This window comes from Acinetobacter endophylla (genome assembly GCF_053543775.1).
Map to the genome: position 1 here is coordinate 43,743 of NZ_JBLVOM010000002.1, position 19,376 is coordinate 63,118.

The following is a 19,376-nucleotide window of genomic DNA, read 5'->3' on the forward strand; positions in this document are numbered from 1 at the left end:
ATGAGTGCAGCTTTAAATTGTAATATCTGTTTTATTGGTGGCGGTAATATGGCCCAAGCCTTAATTGGCGGTCTGATTTCACGTGGTTTGCCAGCAACACGTATTACAGTTTCTGATCCGGTCGAAAAAGTCCGTGCTTTATTGGCGGAAAAAGAAATTAATGTGACCGGGGATAATAGCGCTGCAATTCAGGATGCAGATATCGTCGTATTGGCGGTAAAACCTCAGGTTTTGGCTCAAGTGCTGCAACCCTTAAAAGGTCTGGTTAATAATAAGCTGATTATTTCCATTGTTGCCGGTGCAGAAATTGCCACATTGTCAGCATTGTTGGGGACAGAGCGTATTGTCCGGGTCATGCCGAACACGCCAGCATTGGTACAGACCGGGGCTCATGGTTTATATGCCAATGCATTTGTGGAAACGAGTGACCGTGAGCTAGCCAGTCAGGTTCTGGCGTCGACCGGACTGACCATTTGGGTCGACTCAGAAGCACAAATTGATGCAGTCACTGCAGTCTCGGGTTCGGGTCCGGCTTACTTTTTCTATATGATGGAAAGTATGATTCGTGCGGGTAAAAATTTAGGTCTGGATGAAAAAGTTGCAACTGCACTCACCTTGCAGACGGCTTTAGGGGCGGCGCAAATGGCGATTACCAGTTCGAATACGCCCGCTGAGTTACGTAAAAATGTGACTTCTCCAAATGGGACTACACAGGCCGCACTTGAAGTCTTTGATCGCGCCCAGATTTCTCAAAATATTCAGGCGGCACTTGCCGCTGCACAAAAACGCAGTCAAGAACTGGCACAAGAGCTCAGTGAAAGCAGCAAATCTTCAGTTTAATTTTTAGGAACGTTCAAGTATGGGTGCAAATTCTGCGCTAATTTTTGGCATTATCATTAACGTCGCGATTTTGCTCGTATTCTTCCGATTTTTAATGCAACTGGCAGCGGTCAGTCCTTACAATCCTGTGGTTCTTTCTACTGTGAAAGCCACTAAAATTGTAGATGTATTTGGTCGAATTTTCCCAACTTTGGCCAAAGGTCGAGTCAGTACTGCTGCTTTGGCATTACTGGTCGTGCTCTATCTGCTTAAAATTTTTGGCATGATGTATCTGTCAGGGGGGATGCCGAATGGGCCTGTCCATCTGATTATTCTGACTTTTGTTACCATGATGCAGGATCTTATCCGTTTCTGTCGTTATTTGATTTTCGCTACGATTATCTTAAGTTGGGTGGTGATGTTTACTCAGTCTCGTTCGCCTTATATTGAAGTCGTGCAAGAGCTGGCTGAGCCTTTACTGGCGCCATTCCGTCGTATCATGCCAAATATGGGGATGATTGACCTTTCTCCAATCTTCGCTATTTTAACTTTGATTATTATCGAAATGATTATGAACCAGGTGGCGATTGTATTGCTTACCGGTCTTTAATCGGATCCAAATAAAAAGGACGCTGAGGCGTCCTTTTTTATTTGCTCCTCCCTTTAGAAAAGGGAAGTTGGGAAGGATTTGTTAAACTTCCCAAACGGTGAACAAGTTTTAATCGCAGTACAAGAAGATGGGATATTAACCTCTCCCTAACCCTAACCCTCTCCTGAGAGGAGAGGGGATACCTTTAAAATAATATTGGTTTTCACTCTCTCTCCCAGAGGGGGGAGGGCTGGGGTGAGGAAACCCTTTAATGCGCCTCATCCCAGTTTTTGCCTTTACCCACTTCTACCACCAATGGTACAGAAATCTGCAATACCGATTGCATCACTTCAGCCAGTTTAGGTGCCAGTTCATCGGCAATGTCTTCATCGACTTCAAACACCAGTTCATCGTGAACTTGCAGCAGCATTTTGGCCTGATTTTTCGGCAACATCTTGTCGACTTCAATCATCGCCATTTTAATGATATCCGCAGCTGAACCTTGTAGCGGGGCATTAATCGCAGCACGTTCTGCCGCTTTACGCACCATCATATTACGGGCATCGATATCTGGAGTATATAAACGGCGTCCGAGCAGGGTTTCAACAAAACCCTGTTCTAATGCGACCTGACGGGTACGTTGCATATAGTCATAAATGCCCGGATAACGATGGAAATACTGCTTGATATAATCCTGTGATTCCTGACGGGTAAAGCCCAACTGACGGATCAAACCAAATTCGGACATACCGTAAAGTAGCCCGAAGTTGACGGCCTTGGCTTGACGACGCTGGTCATTGGTCACTTCTTCCAAAGGAATGCCTAGAACTTCAGCTGCGGTACGGCGGTGTACATCCTGACCGTGAATGAATGCATCCAGCAGAGCTTCATCCTGAGATAAATGTGCCATGAGACGCAATTCGATTTGTGAGTAATCGGCTGCCAGCAAAACACGACCTTTCGGTGCCACAAATGCCTTGCGGATTTGACGGCCAATTTCGGCACGAATCGGAATGTTCTGCAGGTTTGGATCAGTCGATGATAAACGGCCAGTTGCAGTCAGTGCCTGATGGTAACTGGTATGCACACGGTGGGTATCAGGATTGGCCTGTTTGCATAAGCCATCGGTATAGGTACTTTTCAGCTTGGACAAACCACGATATTCCAGAATCAGCTGGGCAATCGGATGTTCAATTTTTTCCAGTACACTTTCACTGGTACTGTATTGTCCGGTGGTGGTTTTTTTACCGCCTTTTAGCCCCAACTTTTCAAATAACACTTCACCGACCTGTTTAGGTGAGCTGACATTAAAGCTTTCATCGGCAATTTCCATGATCTGGTTTTCCAGATTGTGCATGGTATTGGAAAATTCGCCCCCAAGCTGATCTAGAAAAGCCAGATCCAGTTCGATGCCGTTTTCTTCCATTTGCGTCAGTACACGTGCGACCGGAACTTCAATATTATGCAGAATATTCACCAGTTCAGGATGTGCCTGTAATTTGCTGCTCAAGACTTCATAAAGACGATAGGTAACATGTGCATCTTCTGCAGCATAATGCGCTGCAGTTTCAAGTGGAATCTGGTTGAAGGTCTTCTGTTTGGCGCCTTTACCGGCCACCTGTTCATAAGTCGTGGTCAGATGACTCAAATACAGACGGGCCACATCATCCATGCCATGACGGGTCGCGACGGAATTCAGGACATAGGAAGCCAGCATGGTGTCGAAATACCAGCCTGCCAGATGAATACCATGATTTTCCAGTACATGTGCATCATATTTCAGATGATGACCAATTTTCTTTACAGACTCATCTTCCAGAATTGGTTTGATCTGCGCCAGAATTACTTCACGATTCAGCTGTTCCGGTGCGCCTTCATAATCATGTGCCAAGGGAACATAGTAGGCATCTTGCGCATCGAAGGCGACCGAGAAACCGACAATCTGTGCAATACGATAATCCAGACTGGTGGTTTCGGTATCAAAGGCAAAACGTTTTTCGGTACTTAAGCGTTCAAACAGTGTGTCCCAATCTTGTTGGTTTAATACCGTGTGATAGGTGGCTTGTCCTAACTGGTCATCACTGCTGGTCACAGACGCATGGTCTTCCAGAGGTTCTGGTGCTGTAACCGCTTTGGCGTTAATAGATTTTGCTGCTTGCTGATAATTTGAATTATTCGGGTTGTTCGGGTGATCTAAGGACTGCAGCTGGTTACGGAATTCCAGCTCGGTGTACAAATGACGTAAGGTCTCGACATTCGGCTCACACAGTTTTAAATCGTCATAACCAAAGTTAAGATCCAGATCGATCACAATACTGGCCAGCTGATGGTCCAGTGCAATGCCATCGACATGTTCTTTAATATTTTGACCGACTTTGCCTTTGATCTTGTCGACATTTTCTAAAATGCCGCCAATCGAGCCATATTCAGTGAGCAGTTTTGCTGCAGTTTTGGCACCTACACCTGGCACGCCCATGATGCCATCTGATGCATCGCCCATCAGGGTCAGATAGTCAATAATCTGATTCGGCCAGACGCCAAACTTTTCAAACACGCCGTCGACATCCAGCGGTTTTTCTTTAAAGCTGTCTTCCAGGGTAACTTTTTCGGTCACCAGTTGCGCCATATCTTTATCGCCCGTAGAGATCAGCACCTGATGTCCCATCGCCTCGGCACGTTTGGCCAGTGTCCCGATAATGTCATCGGCTTCGGCACCCGGCAAGGTATGCAGCGGAATGCCCAAGGCGCGGATCAAGGCATGCAGATAAGGAATCTGTTCGGATAATTCCGTTGGCATGCTGGGACGGTCACCTTTATAAATCGGTGACAGCTCATGCCGGAAGGTCGGTTCGGGGGTATCAAAAATTACCGCCATATGGGTCGGTTGGGTCCGGCGCATCAGTTTTTGAATAGCAGAAATCGCACCACGAATTGCATTGGTATGTAAACCGGTTGACGTGGTTAATGGTGGCAGTGCGTGAAAGGCACGAAATAAAAAGTAAGAGCCATCGACCAAGACAAATGGTGGCATGTAATCAATTCCTTATTCAAAATACAGCGCTATTGTACGTGATTTTTACCGCGCTCGCTGAGACGAGTCTGAGTTTACAGCTTAGCGAATATCGGCCGAAGATGAAATAAGCAGCACAAGCTGTTGTATGATGGAACAATTCAGGAAAGAGAAATATAAGAATGGCTGCAGGACGGAATGAGTTGCGCATGATCTGGCTGATTACCCTGCTGATTGCCGGGATCAGCGCCTGGTATCTGGGTTATCAGATTGTGACTTATCTGTGTGGTTTGGGGTTTATCTTTAGCGTGATGCAATATGTCACTGCGGTAGAAGCACAGCTGAATCAATTGGCCGGACAGCAGCAGATGTCCTTGGAGCAAAACTCTAAAGTTCCTTTATATATTTCTTCAATTACTGCCATTGTTGGTGGACTGGCTGAACTGGATTGGTTGATGGGGATCGGGATTACGGCCTGGGTATTCTTTTTGCTCAGGTGGCTGCAACGTCTGGAAGGGCGCTTGATACAGCTGCAATCACAATCTCTTTCTGCCGATCCCTTACAGCGATCACCGGATCGATCCGATTCTGTTCCATTGGTGAAAACCGAGTCTGCCCAAGAGGTAAACGATTCTCCTCATCTGGTAGATCAACTGCAGCGCTGGCTTTTTCAGGGGAATCCTGTCCTCAAGGTCGCAATCAGTATTTTGGTGATTGGGATTATTTTACTGCTGCGCTTTGCCACCGAGCACTGGCAACTCAGTCTGGCTGCAAAATTGGGCCTGGTTGCACTGGCAAGTGGCTGTGTAACAGGTCTGGGTTATCGCCTGATGCAAAAAAATCGGAGTTTTGCTCTGGCACTAGAAGGACTGGGTTTGGGCAGTCTGTTCCTGACCTTATTTTTTGCCTATTACAATCTGGTGATTCCCACGCTGCCGTTGGCGACTTTGCTATTCCTCATCATTCTGGCCATCACTCTATATTTAAGTCTGAAACAGGAAAGCATCGAACTGGCCTTGATGGCTTTGCTGATTGCTTATCTGGCGCCGTTTACCTTGCCGACCCGCGATGCTTCGGCTGTTGAGCTGATCAGCTATTATCTGCTGATCAATATCGGGGTAGCAGTGCTGAGCAGTTTCCGGCCATGGAAGATTCTCAATCAGATTGCTTTTTTAGTCACTGGGGTCGTTGGCGGGATATATAGCCTGATTCATGGTTATACATATGAGCGTTATGCCATGACTGCGCTGATTCTGGCACATAGTGCACTGTTTATCTGGCTAGGTTTCCGCTTTAGCCAGTTGCTGGCACGACAGGATCTCTCACGTTTTCAGTTAAAACCGGTATTGGACTTAGCGCTGATTTTTGCTGCCCCTATTACCGCTTATATTTTTCTGTATCTGATTCATTTTAATCAGCCCAATCAAAAACTCTGGCAAGCTGGGTTAAGCCTGTTCTTTGCACTGGTCTTTGCCGCTTGCTGGACACTGCTGCACCGTAAGCAAACTATCCAGCTCATTTCGCAGAGCTATCTGAGCCTGATGCTGATTTTTCTCGCCTTGGTGCCACCGATCTTATTGACAGAGCAATGGAGTGTGGTCGGCTGGGCCGTTGAAGGTGTTCTGATTTATTTGTGGGCCTTGGAAAAAAATGTCCGGGTAGCACACTATCTGAGCATGGGCTTATTGCTGATGGCCGGATTCAGCAGCCTGTATTATCTGGTCGAGATTAATCCAACACCGCGAATCATTTTCTGGATTTTGAGTCTGTGCTATGTGGCAGTCGTAGTCATCAGCCAGCTTAAAAAGCAGTACCAGCAGCAGATGGATAGTCTGAGTGTCAGCTTTTTAAGCAGTTTAAGTGTTGCGGCCAGCCTGATGTTATTTGCCTTGCTGGAAGATGAATTTCCGAGTCAGCATGCCTATGTGCTGAGTTTATTTATCATCATACTGGGATATGTACTGTTCAATGAAATGATCCTGCGCAAAAATCAGGAGTGGTCCTGGTTACTGCCGAAGTGGAGCGGCATCTCGCCCTTGCTGGTCATTGCGGCGATTCTGACCCTGGATCGTAGTCAAAATGCGGTGATTGTCTGGAATAGTAGTTTTGAACGTGGAGTTTTTGCCCTTTCTACGATGCTACTAGCCATTTTGTGGCTTAGACCGTTGGCTGGCTTGCAGCTCTCCAAGGAATGGATGAGTTTTGGTGTTTTTAGCAGTCTGGCTCTGGCAAGTTTATGTCTGATCCCGAACATGCCTTATCTGAGCATGGTGATTTTACCTTTATTATTCTGCCTGTGGTGTTATCGACAGGATCCGCAGTCAGGCTGGCAGCAGCTTTGGCAAACCAAGAGCTGTTTATTGCTGATGGCAACTTGGCTGGTTTGTTCACAGTTATTTAGTCAGCAAGCCTTTCAGTATTACTGGCTGCCAATTCTGAATCCTTTTGATCTGATCAGTATCGCCATGTTTGCCAGCTTTATCTGGATGCTGTTACAGCAAATTAAAGTGGGACGTGATAAAGGCATGATCGCAGTTTTAATGGTACTAAGCCTGTTATGGCTTTCCAGTTATATTGTTTTAAGAGCTTTACATGTGTACCTGCAGACGCCGTTTAATGAGCTGGCATTATGGAGCAATGCGACAGTTCAGCTTAGTCTGACCATACTCTGGGTATTGCTGGCCTGGATTACCATGTGGACAGCAACACTCAAAAAACTGAAACCAATGTGGATTTTAGGCGGCAGTATTCTGGTGATTGTGACCTTGAAGCTCGTACTATTTGACCTGTCACATATTGGCACCCTGACACGGGTGATTTCCTTCCTGCTGGCGGGCGGGGTGATGCTGCTGATTGCTTATATTGCGCCGATGCCGGAGAAAACTGATTAATTGAATCCTCTCCCTAACCCTCTCCTTTAAGAAAGGAGAGGCAACATTCTTCACTGATGCAGGTTTTGGTTTCGATGTTACTCTCACCTAAAGTTAATTTATTTTAAATCTGGCTCTCTTTTCATTGCCTTGTCATTGGCGTATTGATCGATCTCTTCATTCTCCAAAGGACGGGAAAGTGGGTGATCGACAAAGCCCATTTTCGGCACCGGAATTTCAATCTGGTTATCGACAAAGCCGTTGCGAATCCGTTCCTGCATTTCATCACGAACTTTCAGGTAGTTTTCCTGTTGGCACCACACAGCAAACAGCAGTTCAATCGAAGATTCACGGAACGCAGTAACGGTGACTGCCGGTTTTGGGTCGGCCAGAACCAGTGGATACTTGTTGGCAACATCCAACAGAACTTCGCGCACCTTGATAATATCTTCATGGAAATTGATCGCCAACGTAATCGGAATCCGCCGTATCGGAAATTTCGACAAGTTCTGCACCGGTGCCCGAATTAGCTGTTCATTCGGTAAACGCACATAGATATTATCTTGGGTCAAAAGTTTAACCGAGAGCAGATCAATCGAAATCACTTCGCCTTCAATGGTATGTCCACGAATCAAGGTAATCTGGATGGTATCACCGACTTCAAAAGAACCTTCACCAATCAGGAACAGGCCACTGATCAGGTTGGATGCTGAGGTTTGCGAAGCAAAACCCAGTGCGACCGTTAAAATTCCGGCAGCGCCAAGGAAGACACTGAGTTTAAAACCAGCCTCTTTCAGACTGGCCATCACAAATAGCAGGAAGATAAAATAGAAAATCCCGCGGCGCCAGACCAGTTTTTGATGGGCATTAAAACGGACACCAATGGTGCGAATAAAGGTATTGGAAATAAAGCGCGCAATCAGGAAACCAATAAAGCACAACACCACCGCCACCAAAACTTCGGTCAAACGATCGGTATTGATATTGGTAAATACTCCCTTCAGGCTATTGGTGACTTCGGTCGGAATATTTGAACTTGGCATCAGACGCCCTTAGAAAAATGAATCAAACATATTAAATAAAGCGCCTGCCGGATCGCGCGGTGGATGCAGATAGGCGACTTCGCCGGCATTCGGCGGCGTGCGGTTTTCCACCCGGATCCGCGGTGGACGATCCGAACTCTCATGCAAGACCCGGATTTGCGAGGTCCATAAGCGGCCGGTACTTTCACTGTAAAAAAGCGGCAGGGCAGGCACTGGCACATTCATTCGGTCAAAGCGCAATTGCTGGTTACTTGTATTGTGAAACTCAATCGGCGTGACTGCACGAAAGGCTCGCGGATGTAACTGTTTCAGTTCGGTTCTGCCATCGACTGCGGTGGCATAGCAGATTTCCCCCGAGCGATGATTGGGTCCAAACCAGGTGTCTTTTGGCAAGATTACCGGCAAATCGAAAATCGGTTCGCGCTGCCCCTCGACAAAACCGGCAATCCATAAGGGCGTGCTGATATAAAGCGTACCGCGCTGTCCGGCAGGAATATAAATCGGATCGACCGGCTTGATCACCACAGAACGATCGGCAAGGCGAGGCATCAGCTGCAGTTTATTTTGTGTGGATTTGAACATATAGCGTTCAATTTTCACGGGCGGTGGAAATGCAAAATTCGGATCATCAATCTGACGCCATTGCTGCTCATAATCGTATTGCACAGAAGGGCGGAAATATTCCAGTCGCCATTCCTGAATCCCTCGGGTTAGCCGAAACAGCAAGGAGCCAAACTGCCAGGCTTTAGACTGATTTATTTCAAAATTCTGTTCTCCCCACCAGCGCATTTTCGCTGTATTCGGGATTAATTCATCTTTATCTTGCGGCAATCTTGGCACCCTTTCTTGCTAAATCTTTGAAAACATACTTCACGCTGTCATATGCTTAGAGTACACTCAATTTAAATTTTTTCATCATTATTATAATCCGCGATGCAAGTACTTAAACAATTACAAATCCCATATAGCTTCGCCAAGCGCCATGGTGTGCTGTTGCGTTATGAGGGAGATCAGGCCTTTATTCTGCGTCGTGACAATACCTCGATGCTTGCATTGCAGGAAGCTCGCCGTCTGCTCGGTTATCCGGCTCATTTTCAACTCTGTAGCGAACAGGAATTTAACCAGTTACTCAGTTCCAGTTTTGCCGGCGATAGCGGCGAATCGCAGCAGGTGGCTGCCGGTCTGGAAGATCATCCTGATTTACTCAGTCTGGCTGATTCGGTTCCGGAAGCTGAAGACCTGATGGACCAGGAAGATGATGCGCCGATTGTCCGTCTGATCAATGCACTTTTGTCCGAGGCAATTCGTGTCGGGGCTTCCGATATTCATATTGAATCTTTTGAGAAAAAACTGTCGGTGCGTTTACGGGTCGATGGCCAGTTACGCGAAATTGTCCAGCCACGCCGTGAACTGGCCCCGCTTCTGGTTTCACGTATTAAAGTCATGGCCAAACTGGATATTGCCGAAAAACGTATCCCACAAGATGGCCGTATTTCCTTGCGCCTGGCGGGGCGTGAAGTTGATGTCCGTGTATCAACTTTGCCCTCTTCTTATGGTGAACGTGTGGTGATGCGTCTGCTGGACAAGCAGGCTGGCCGTTTGAATATGACACACTTGGGTCTGATGAATAATGACTATGATCGACTCAAGACCTTAGTGCATCGCCCGCACGGGATTATTCTGGTGACTGGCCCGACCGGTTCGGGTAAAACCACCACTTTATATGCGGCGCTTTCAGACCTGAATGATGGTTCCAAGAATATCCTCACGGCTGAAGATCCGATTGAATATCAGCTGGAAGGTATTGGACAAACGCAGGTCAATACCAAAGTGGATATGACCTTTGCCCGTGCATTAAAAGCCATGTTACGTCAGGACCCGGATGTGGTCATGGTCGGTGAGATTCGTGATCTGGAAACCGCAGAAATTGCGGTACAGGCATCCCTAACTGGACATCTGGTGTTATCCACCTTGCACACCAATACCGCGATTGGTGCGGTTACACGTCTGAAAGATATGGGGATCGAGCCATTTTTGCTGTCCAGCTCTTTAATCGGGGTAATTGCCCAACGTCTGGTGCGTACCTTGTGTCCACATTGCGCGACCTGGCATGAAGCAGATGCTTTCGAAAAGAATCTATTTGGCAATATTGAGCATCCCCAAGATTTAAGATTACCGCAACCTCAAGGCTGTGAACGCTGTGGCAATACGGGCTTTAGTGGTCGTACCGCGATTTATGAAATTGTGTCAGTCGATGATCATATGCGCCGTTTGATTCATGGCAATGCGGCTGAATATGAAATCGAAAGCTATGCACGTCAGCAGTCAGGTTCCATTCGTGATGATGGTCTGCGTAAAGTACTGGCCGGAAAAACCATGATTGAAGAAGTATTGCGAGTGACCAACGAAGCGGCGGAGTAATCTTTTAATCTATTACTTTTATTATAAGGATCGTCAGGACTTTTGGATATTTACCAGAGACTGGCGATTTTTTTCATGAGTTGTGCACGAAAAGGTGCAGTCGGATTGCCCGGATTGCGCAAAGTTTCATTTTCATAAAATGTCTGCCAGGCTTGTACCATCGCTAAACTCAATCCTGCCTGTTTCATTGTTTTAACATCTGCTCGATTGATATTAAGAAAACGAGCTTCGGCATCTTTAAGGCCAGCGCCCCAACCAATAATCCCTTTACCAAATTCAGGCAGAATCATATTTTTAGGTGTTGCAGGAATGGGCAGGCGTTCAATTTCGGTATTAACCAGAGATTTTATATGCGGACGGGTTTTTTCTGAGAGATAGAGATCTGCAAAAGAGACAGTAGCAACAGTGAGTAAGAGACAACTTAACAGAACAGGCTTTAACATTAATAATATAAATCAGATCATTGTAAATAAGAATCATTATATATATGTTCTTGGATTTTTGCTGTTGTTTTGAAAAGGAAGCTGGCTGTTTAGGGAAAGTGAGGCGACTAAAAGTTGAAATTTATAATTGAAGTCTAGGGCCTGTCATCAATTAGCTTGAGAAAATCTGATCTGTCCTCATTATTTTTTCATGACTAAACGCTATGCATTAAGAGATGATCAGTGGGAACAGATTAAGGATCTGTTGCCCGGACGAGCGAGTACTGTTGGAGTAACTGCGAAAGACAACAGGCTATTTGTTGAAGCAGTATTGTATCGGTATCGTTCAGGTATTCCGTGGCGAGACTTACCAGAACGCTTTGGGGATTTTAGAGTTGTGCACACTCGCTTTAGCCGTTGGGCTAAAACAGGCGTGTGGCAGAGAATTTTTGAAGTGCTGTCACATGACTGTGACAATGAATATGTCATGCTAGACTCAACCATTGTGCGTGCTCATCAACACAGTGCCGGGAAAAAAAGAACAGGCGATCGGACGCAGTAAAGGTGGCTTAAGTACCAAAATTCATGCCCGTACTGATGCTTTAGGCAATCCAACAGGATTTTATCTCACTGCCGGGCAGGCTCATGACTTAAATGGTGCGGATATGCTGCTGGACTTATCGTTAAGTCAGACTTGGCTCATGGATAAAGCCTACAATTCCAGGGATCGGGTGATTGATCCAATTCATAAGATCAATGGTCAGATCGTGATGCCATCCAAAAGTAACACAATTGATCAGCGTGATTATGACCAACACCTTTATAAGGCAAGGCATCTGATCGAGAACTTCTTCGCTAAGCTCAAGCAGTATCGAGGTATTGCCACACGCTATGATAAATTGGCTCAAAATTTCCTGTCAGCGATCTATCTTGCCTCAACAATAATCTGGCTTAATTGATGACACGCCCTAGCTATCCTGAAGCTATTTTTTTCAGGATAGCAGTTAAATCAAAATCTTAAGTAATCACATTTAAGTTCACATCAATATTATTGCGGGTCGCATTCGAGTATGGGCAGACGATATGCGCAGCATCGACCAGTTTTTGCGCTTCTTCCTGATCCATGCCTTCAAGATGGATGTTTAATGTCACTTCGATCCCGAACCCGGTAGGAATCGGACCAATCCCAACATCACCTTCAATATAGGCATCTTTACTGATATTGAGCTTGTCACGATTGGCAACAAATTTCATTGCACCCAAGAAACAGGCGGAATAACCTGCGGCAAAGAGCTGTTCAGGATTGGTTCCACCGCCTGGTCCCCCCATTTCTTTAGGTACGGCCAATTGGACGTCCAGAATCTGATCGTCAGAAATGGCGCGGCCATCACGGCCCCCTGTGGCTTTGGCATGTGCGGTATAGACGGCTTTTTCTAATGACATGAGTTAAATCCCTGTTTATTTTTCGTAGAGCTTCTATGCTCGGTGATTTCACCTGAAGAATAAGCAGGGATTTTGTTATTTTATGCAAGCAAATGAAACGATTCAGGAAAGTTGAAGAAGTCTACGGTGTTGCATTAAAGGCATGGATTCACGCACTTTTTGCTGTTCATTTAAATCAAAGTCGACGGAAATGAGTTGAGCACCCTCTGCATGGATCATATTGAGAAGTTGTCCACGGCTATTGGTGGCGGCTGCGTGTCCCCAAGTCTGACGTTTTTCACCATGCCAGCCTTGTTGAGCTGCACCAAGCACCGAGCATTGGCTATCTAGAGCACGTGTTTGCAAAAGGAGCTGCCAGTGCATTTCACCTGTGGTATAGGTAAAAGCAGAAGGAGCGGTCAAGAGGTTTGCACCTTTAGCCCGTAGATTTAACGCCAGTTCCGGAAAGCGCAGGTCATAACAGACCATCAAACCAATATTACCAAAAGGGGTTTTGGCTACGATAACATCTGTGCCGGGCTCAAAGAACTTGGATTCCTGATAACCGCCTACAGCATCACCGACTTGCACATCAAACAAGTGAATTTTGTCATAACGCGCTTCAGTGCGTTCCGGGCTGATACACAGGCTAACGGTACGCACCCGGCCATCTTCAATGATTGAACCATCCGGACGATAAGGGCAGGGTAATGTACCAGCGACGATCCAGGTGTCATATTGATGGGCAAGTTGTTCCAGACGCTGCTGAATCACTTCAAATTGTGCAGCAGTTTCACGCTGTTTTCCTGCGGCAAAACAGACAAAGTTTTCCGGGAAAACAATCAGTTCAGCTCCATTGGCCTTACTTTGTTGAATTAAAGATTCAATCTCCACGAAATTGGCATCAATTTCATTTTGAGAATTCATTTGTACAACAGAAAGTAAAGTCATAGGGTCCTCTTATAAGATGGTTATACCTTTTGCTCGGAAATTTTATCTAAATTGTCTTGCTCTTTCTGTAGCTGTTTGACTAAAGGTTCAAACATGTTCTGATTGCTTTGATTCAGTTTCATCAAGGTTTTATGCGCATCCAGAACCGTATTCAGCATATTTTGATGCGTGACATGTTCTTCCATCAGCGCACGTGTGCAGACATTTGGATCACCACAATAATTCAGAATCACAAACACTTGGCTCAATCCCATACTGTTGGCCAAAGTGGTAATGTCAGAATTGGTAGAAAGCATGACAGCCTGAATATTGTGTACTTGCTTGAGTTTGAGTCCTAGTTTCGCTAAAACACCCAGTACGGTACTGTCAATGAAACTGGTTTCGGTGAGATCAACGATAGCGCCAACTACGTTGTCTTGCTGTTCAATTTTGTTCAGTAATTTGTCTAGACTAATACAAGATTGGGCACGCACTTCGCCGATAAGCTTAAAAATATGCGTTCCATTCAGACTTGCATATTCAACATGACCTGTTGACATATAAATGCCATTTGCAGAGAAGGATATTAAATTATCCCATAGGGTGTATTGATACTCAAGTGGCTGAAAGTAGTAATCAAATTAAGTGCTTATAAAGCCTGTAAATATACTGCTAATTTACGCGGATAAAGCTTAAAAAGGCGATATCGTCAGCCACATGTTCCGGAGCCTGAAAAGATTGATTCTGCAAATGGTGTAATAATTGCGAGAATTGTTCATTTAAACCACCATCAAAAGGTTCCAGTGCGCCATCCGAACAGATAATAAAGCGCGCATTGCGACTTAATACCCATTCATTTTCCTCAACTTCAAGATCTTCGGTTAAGCCCAAAGGGAAACTGCTGGAAGAGAGGATTTTAGGTTCTTGATTGGGTTCAAATATAATTGGTGGTGGATAATGTCCGGCGCTGGACCATTTTAATACATGGGTTTCCAGATTAAGAATCCCGGCAATCATGGTGATGTGCTTTTCAATATTTTCCTGCATCAGCATGCCGTTCAGCTTCTTGATCAGCTCGCGCGGCGTCTTGGAGCGACCATGGAAAGCAGCCATCCAGGACGTGAGCAAACTACTGGTGACGCCATGTCCGGATACATCGGCCAAATAGAAAATCACTTCTTTGTCGCTGATTTTCCAATAATCATACCAATCCCCTGAAAGATAGGCTGAAGGCTGAAAATAGGTTTCGACCTCGTAATTGGTCAGTTCAATAGGATTCGGTAACAATTTTTTTTGTAGTTCTGCAGCAGAAGGAAGGTCACGGCTATCCTGGTTACGCTTATATTGTGCATCAATTTTTTGTAATGCCAGATCTGGATTCTCGGGAAGCTTGTTCCAGATCCAGCCGGCTAAAGCACCTTGTTCCCAGGCCTGAGCCAAAGCAGTACCTTCATTTTCTAAGGCCAGTACAATCGTAGGTAGATTCCACTTATATTTCAGATAATCATGTACATCTGCAATCGCAATAATCGTAGAGTCATACAGTTCATGATCATCCAGATAGATCATCTGAACATGCGGAAGCGTATCAAGTACTTGATCTAAGTAAGGAATATCACGAGTCGGTTGAATGAAATACATAAAAAAGTGATTCAATCCCAGGATTGGTTATAAGATGTACTATAACAAGCAAAGTATTGCTAGCGAACAGATTTTCACTAGCAATCATACATGAAGCTTAAACTTAAAGATCTTCGTTTGAAGATTCAATGTTGCTATCACTAGAAGGTGCATCATCAGAATTCTCATCTTCAAAATCATCTTCTAGGAACAGCGTATCTTGTTCTGTACCTTTCTTTTCTGCAATTGCATAATTGGTACGTTGCAAATAAATATCGCGAATCTGCGCATAGCGATCGCCAGTCAGCACCCCTTCAACGTCCAGTATTTCTGAACGGGTATCAATGGCACGCCAAAACTGATCAGTCCAGTAAAGTCCATCTTCATCTTCGAGAATGTATTTTTGTGGACGGGCCTGACTATCTACAGCAGTACCGATCACCCCACGGACAGAACTTGGACCTAAAAATGGCAACATGATATAAGGGCCAGAAGGCACCCCATAATACCCTAAAGTAATTCCAAATTTTTCCTCTTCATGGCTCAAGCCAAGGCGACGTGCTGGATCAGCCAGTCCTAAAGTCGTTAAGGTATTAATAGTAAAACGACCTAGAGATTTAGCAGCGCGGGCAGGACGACCTTGAATCAGCTGATTCACCACATTCCAAGGTTCACCCAGGTTACTGCGGAATTGGGTATAGCTGCCACGAACATCTTGAGGAACTTTTTCCACATATTGTACAGCTATGGGGCGTACCACGGTGCGGTCAATCGCATCATTAAACTGATAGATCTTTCTATTTAAGGGCTGAAAAGGATCTTTAACTTCTTCTGCCTGTGCTGCACTGGCATCAACTTTCAGTTGCGTTTGTAATTGTTGAGCTTTGGTTGATATCTTTGTTCTAAGCGGCGTTTTTGCAGGCTCGTTTTCCAGATTTTCCACACCGGTGGCCACCTCAGCGAAAACATGTGCGCTTGAAGCTAAAGAAAATAAGCATATAGATAAGTAAATAGAACGATGCATAAGGTAACCTGAGGCCTTTTCTGTGTAAGTAGCACTACTTATTAGTATGAAAATAATAAACGTTATATTCACGAATAGACATCATTTAAGCAAATTTGTATAAAAAATGAATGAAAACACACGAAAAGCTTAAAAAATATACATACAAAATGATTTTCTTGAAAAAGGTGTTGCAAGCCTTCTGAAATGCTGTAGAATGCACATCCATCGGCGGTGATGAAGATTAAAACTTCTGATAAAACAGTGACTTAGTTAAGTTTGATTGAGTTAGGTTTTAGAAAGAAATTTTAAAAATAGTTTTCATTACTGGTTGACTTTCTAGAGATAGAGAGTAATATAGCCGACCTAGCTTGCTGGTGACGAATTAGCAAGAAGATCATTAAGAGATTATGAAGAACAACTTGTGTGGATTTTTACTGGTTGATCGATCGAAATTATTTTCATTGATTGATGGTAGAAATTACTCGAAGTTTATTTGAGAAATATTTGTCAGAAAATTGATGAGCCAAGATTGGCACCCTTTAAGGTGCTACATAGTATTAAACTGAAGAGTTTGATCATGGCTCAGATTGAACGCTGGCGGCAGGCTTAACACATGCAAGTCGAGCGGGGAAATGTAGCTTGCTACATTACCTAGCGGCGGACGGGTGAGTAATGCTTAGGAATCTGCCTATTAGTGGGGGACAACATCTCGAAAGGGATGCTAATACCGCATACGTCCTACGGGAGAAAGCAGGGGACCTTCGGGCCTTGCGCTAATAGATGAGCCTAAGTCGGATTAGCTAGTTGGTGGGGTAAAGGCCTACCAAGGCGACGATCTGTAGCGGGTCTGAGAGGATGATCCGCCACACTGGGACTGAGACACGGCCCAGACTCCTACGGGAGGCAGCAGTGGGGAATATTGGACAATGGGGGGAACCCTGATCCAGCCATGCCGCGTGTGTGAAGAAGGCCTTTTGGTTGTAAAGCACTTTAAGCGAGGAGGAGGCTACCGAGATTAATACTCTTGGATAGTGGACGTTACTCGCAGAATAAGCACCGGCTAACTCTGTGCCAGCAGCCGCGGTAATACAGAGGGTGCAAGCGTTAATCGGATTTACTGGGCGTAAAGCGCGCGTAGGTGGCCAATTAAGTCAAATGTGAAATCCCCGAGCTTAACTTGGGAATTGCATTCGATACTGGTTGGCTAGAGTATGGGAGAGGATGGTAGAATTCCAGGTGTAGCGGTGAAATGCGTAGAGATCTGGAGGAATACCGATGGCGAAGGCAGCCATCTGGCCTAATACTGACACTGAGGTGCGAAAGCATGGGGAGCAAACAGGATTAGATACCCTGGTAGTCCATGCCGTAAACGATGTCTACTAGCCGTTGGGGTCTTTGAGGCTTTAGTGGCGCAGCTAACGCGATAAGTAGACCGCCTGGGGAGTACGGTCGCAAGACTAAAACTCAAATGAATTGACGGGGGCCCGCACAAGCGGTGGAGCATGTGGTTTAATTCGATGCAACGCGAAGAACCTTACCTGGTCTTGACATAGTAAGAACTTTCCAGAGATGGATTGGTGCCTTCGGGAACTTACATACAGGTGCTGCATGGCTGTCGTCAGCTCGTGTCGTGAGATGTTGGGTTAAGTCCCGCAACGAGCGCAACCCTTTTCCTTATTTGCCAGCGGGTTAAGCCGGGAACTTTAAGGATACTGCCAGTGACAAACTGGAGGAAGGCGGGGACGACGTCAAGTCATCATGGCCCTTACGACCAGGGCTACACACGTGCTACAATGGTCGGTACAAAGGGTTGCTACCACGCGAGTGGATGCTAATCTCAAAAAGCCGATCGTAGTCCGGATTGGAGTCTGCAACTCGACTCCATGAAGTCGGAATCGCTAGTAATCGCGGATCAGAATGCCGCGGTGAATACGTTCCCGGGCCTTGTACACACCGCCCGTCACACCATGGGAGTTTGTTGCACCAGAAGTAGGTAGTCTAACCTTAGGGGGGACGCTTACCACGGTGTGGCAGATGACTGGGGTGAAGTCGTAACAAGGTAGCCGTAGGGGAACCTGCGGCTGGATCACCTCCTTAACGAAAGATTGACGATTGGTAAGAATCCACAACAAGTTGTTCTTCATACGATGTATCTGAGGGTCTGTAGCTCAGTTGGTTAGAGCACACGCTTGATAAGCGTGGGGTCACAAGTTCAAGTCTTGTCAGACCCACCAAATCTGACTAACGAAGCATGAAAGTGCTGAAGCAAACAGAACGGAACGATACATTGACTTATTGATAAGCTGGGGACTTAGCTTAGTTGGTAGAGCGCCTGCTTTGCACGCAGGAGGTCAGGAGTTCGACTCTCCTAGTCTCCACCATACTTCATATCGTAATGCATAAAGCAAAGCTATAATGCTATCACTTGAAAGTTAACAAAAGCTACGTTAGACATAGTAATCAATACAGTATTGATTGTTAGTTTAGTCCTTAAGCGATCAAGTGTTTAGATCCTAGAGATTAACAAGTACAAGCGTTATGATACGCGCACTTGATAACCTCTGTGATTTATCACAGTTTCCTGACCTGACGAAGGCTGGAAAAATCATTAACAGAATATATTTGAGTTGAAATAATTTGTTCATACTCATGACTGACATTAACACTAGCAGTGATTTATTACTGTGATGTGAAGATGAAAGAAATGAGTTACTAGCGAAATTAACTGAATCAAGCGTTTTGGTATATGAATCTAATTGAAGCTGTACGGTGCTTAAGTGCACAAACGCCAACTGTATGAGCGTGATGAGAGATCATCACAATCTGTTGCTTATCCTACTTGTAAGGATAAACGACTGTTTGGGGTTGTATAGTCAAGTAATTAAGTGCATGTGGTGGATGCCTTGGCAGTCAGAGGCGATGAAAGACGTGATAGCCTGCGAAAAGCTCCGGGGAGGCGGCAAATATCCTGTGATCCGGAGATGTCTGAATGGGGAAACCCACTTACCATAAGGTAGGTATTGCAACATGAATACATAGTGTTGCAAGGCGAACGAGGGGAAGTGAAACATCTCAGTACCCTTAGGAAAAGAAATCAATTGAGATTCCCTCAGTAGCGGCGAGCGAAAGGGGAAGAGCCCATTAAGTCATATAAGTTCTAGTGGAACGCTCTGGGAAGTGCGACCGTAGACGGTGATAGTCCTGTACACGAAAGGGCTTATATG

General features: G+C 45.4%; 13 protein-coding genes, 2 tRNA genes, 2 rRNA genes and 1 pseudogene. 9 read left to right on the plus strand and 9 right to left on the minus strand.

All coding sequences use genetic code 11. The annotated features are described in order from the left end of the window. The gene (gene proC, locus ACNPNW_RS00420) at nt 1-840 is read left to right on the plus strand and encodes a pyrroline-5-carboxylate reductase (RefSeq protein ID WP_004647533.1); all 840 of its coding nucleotides are present in this window, start codon (nt 1-3) and stop codon (nt 838-840) included. A gap of 19 nt (nt 841-859) precedes the next feature. After that, nucleotides 860-1,429 carry a YggT family protein gene (locus ACNPNW_RS00425; RefSeq protein ID WP_004278259.1) on the plus strand — a complete coding sequence of 190 codons (570 nt, stop codon included), beginning with the start codon at nt 860-862 and terminating at the stop codon, nt 1,427-1,429. A gap of 247 nt (nt 1,430-1,676) precedes the next feature. Here ACNPNW_RS00425 and polA read toward each other — a convergent pair whose 3' ends face one another. Further along, nucleotides 1,677-4,439 (minus strand): DNA polymerase I, encoded by a 2,763-nt coding sequence (polA, locus tag ACNPNW_RS00430; protein WP_191112225.1) that lies wholly within the window; start codon nt 4,437-4,439, stop codon nt 1,677-1,679. Nucleotides 4,440-4,600: 161 nt separating this feature from the next. Here polA and ACNPNW_RS00435 point away from each other — a divergent pair, with 161 nt between their 5' ends. Then, nucleotides 4,601-7,309, plus strand: a complete 2,709-nt coding sequence (locus ACNPNW_RS00435; protein WP_191112226.1) for a DUF2339 domain-containing protein — start codon at nt 4,601-4,603, stop codon at nt 7,307-7,309. A gap of 98 nt (nt 7,310-7,407) precedes the next feature. On the opposite strand, the gene ACNPNW_RS00440 is transcribed toward ACNPNW_RS00435, so the two are convergent. Together ACNPNW_RS00440 and ACNPNW_RS00445 are read right to left on the minus strand one after the other, a co-directional pair. After that, entirely contained in the window at nt 7,408-8,331 is a 924-nt protein-coding gene (locus ACNPNW_RS00440) for a mechanosensitive ion channel family protein (RefSeq protein ID WP_184412616.1), read from the minus strand. A gap of 9 nt (nt 8,332-8,340) precedes the next feature. Beyond that, nucleotides 8,341-9,120, minus strand: a complete 780-nt coding sequence (locus ACNPNW_RS00445) for a DUF432 domain-containing protein (protein WP_191112231.1) — start codon at nt 9,118-9,120, stop codon at nt 8,341-8,343. Nucleotides 9,121-9,264: 144 nt separating this feature from the next. On the opposite strand from ACNPNW_RS00445, the gene gspE reads away from it, so the two are divergent. Continuing rightward, nucleotides 9,265-10,752 carry a type II secretion system ATPase GspE gene (gene gspE / locus ACNPNW_RS00450; protein WP_191112227.1) on the plus strand — a complete coding sequence of 496 codons (1,488 nt, stop codon included), beginning with the start codon at nt 9,265-9,267 and terminating at the stop codon, nt 10,750-10,752. A 50-nt stretch (nt 10,753-10,802) separates the two neighbouring features. Here the strand turns inward: gspE and ACNPNW_RS00455 are convergent, their stop codons facing one another. Continuing rightward, nucleotides 10,803-11,195, minus strand: coding sequence for a DUF4951 domain-containing protein (locus ACNPNW_RS00455; protein WP_420937544.1), 393 nt, complete (start codon nt 11,193-11,195; stop codon nt 10,803-10,805). Nucleotides 11,196-11,385: 190 nt separating this feature from the next. On the opposite strand from ACNPNW_RS00455, the pseudogene ACNPNW_RS00460 reads away from it, so the two are divergent. Next, a pseudogene (locus ACNPNW_RS00460) lies at nt 11,386-12,133 on the plus strand (IS5 family transposase). Nucleotides 12,134-12,191: 58 nt separating this feature from the next. Here ACNPNW_RS00460 and ACNPNW_RS00465 read toward each other — a convergent pair. The 5 genes from ACNPNW_RS00465 to ACNPNW_RS00485 form a co-directional block, all read right to left on the minus strand. Then, nucleotides 12,192-12,617, minus strand: coding sequence for an organic hydroperoxide resistance protein (locus ACNPNW_RS00465; RefSeq protein ID WP_005246047.1), 426 nt, complete (start codon nt 12,615-12,617; stop codon nt 12,192-12,194). A 102-nt stretch (nt 12,618-12,719) separates the two neighbouring features. Then, nucleotides 12,720-13,547, minus strand: a complete 828-nt coding sequence (locus ACNPNW_RS00470; RefSeq protein WP_448766379.1) for a carbon-nitrogen hydrolase family protein — start codon at nt 13,545-13,547, stop codon at nt 12,720-12,722. Between the two features lie 20 nt (nt 13,548-13,567). After that, entirely contained in the window at nt 13,568-14,086 is a 519-nt protein-coding gene (gene gigB / locus ACNPNW_RS00475) for an anti-anti-sigma factor GigB (RefSeq protein WP_004647542.1), read from the minus strand. 112 nt (nt 14,087-14,198) lie between these two features. Then, on the minus strand, nt 14,199-15,167 hold the full coding sequence (gigA, locus tag ACNPNW_RS00480) for an RsbU family protein phosphatase GigA (RefSeq protein WP_004732911.1): 969 nt from the start codon (nt 15,165-15,167) through the stop codon (nt 14,199-14,201). 103 nt (nt 15,168-15,270) lie between these two features. Beyond that, entirely contained in the window at nt 15,271-16,170 is a 900-nt protein-coding gene (locus tag ACNPNW_RS00485; protein WP_253160905.1) for an MlaA family lipoprotein, read from the minus strand. Nucleotides 16,171-16,711: 541 nt separating this feature from the next. Between ACNPNW_RS00485 and ACNPNW_RS00490 the strand changes: the two genes are divergently transcribed. The 4 genes from ACNPNW_RS00490 to ACNPNW_RS00505 all read left to right on the plus strand — a co-directional run. Next, nucleotides 16,712-18,249 (plus strand): 16S ribosomal RNA (locus ACNPNW_RS00490). Between the two features lie 60 nt (nt 18,250-18,309). Then, a tRNA-Ile gene (locus ACNPNW_RS00495) sits at nt 18,310-18,386 on the plus strand. 71 nt (nt 18,387-18,457) lie between these two features. Continuing rightward, a tRNA-Ala gene (locus ACNPNW_RS00500) sits at nt 18,458-18,533 on the plus strand. 490 nt (nt 18,534-19,023) lie between these two features. Continuing rightward, nucleotides 19,024-19,376: ribosomal RNA gene (locus tag ACNPNW_RS00505) — 23S ribosomal RNA — on the plus strand; the annotation flags it as partial.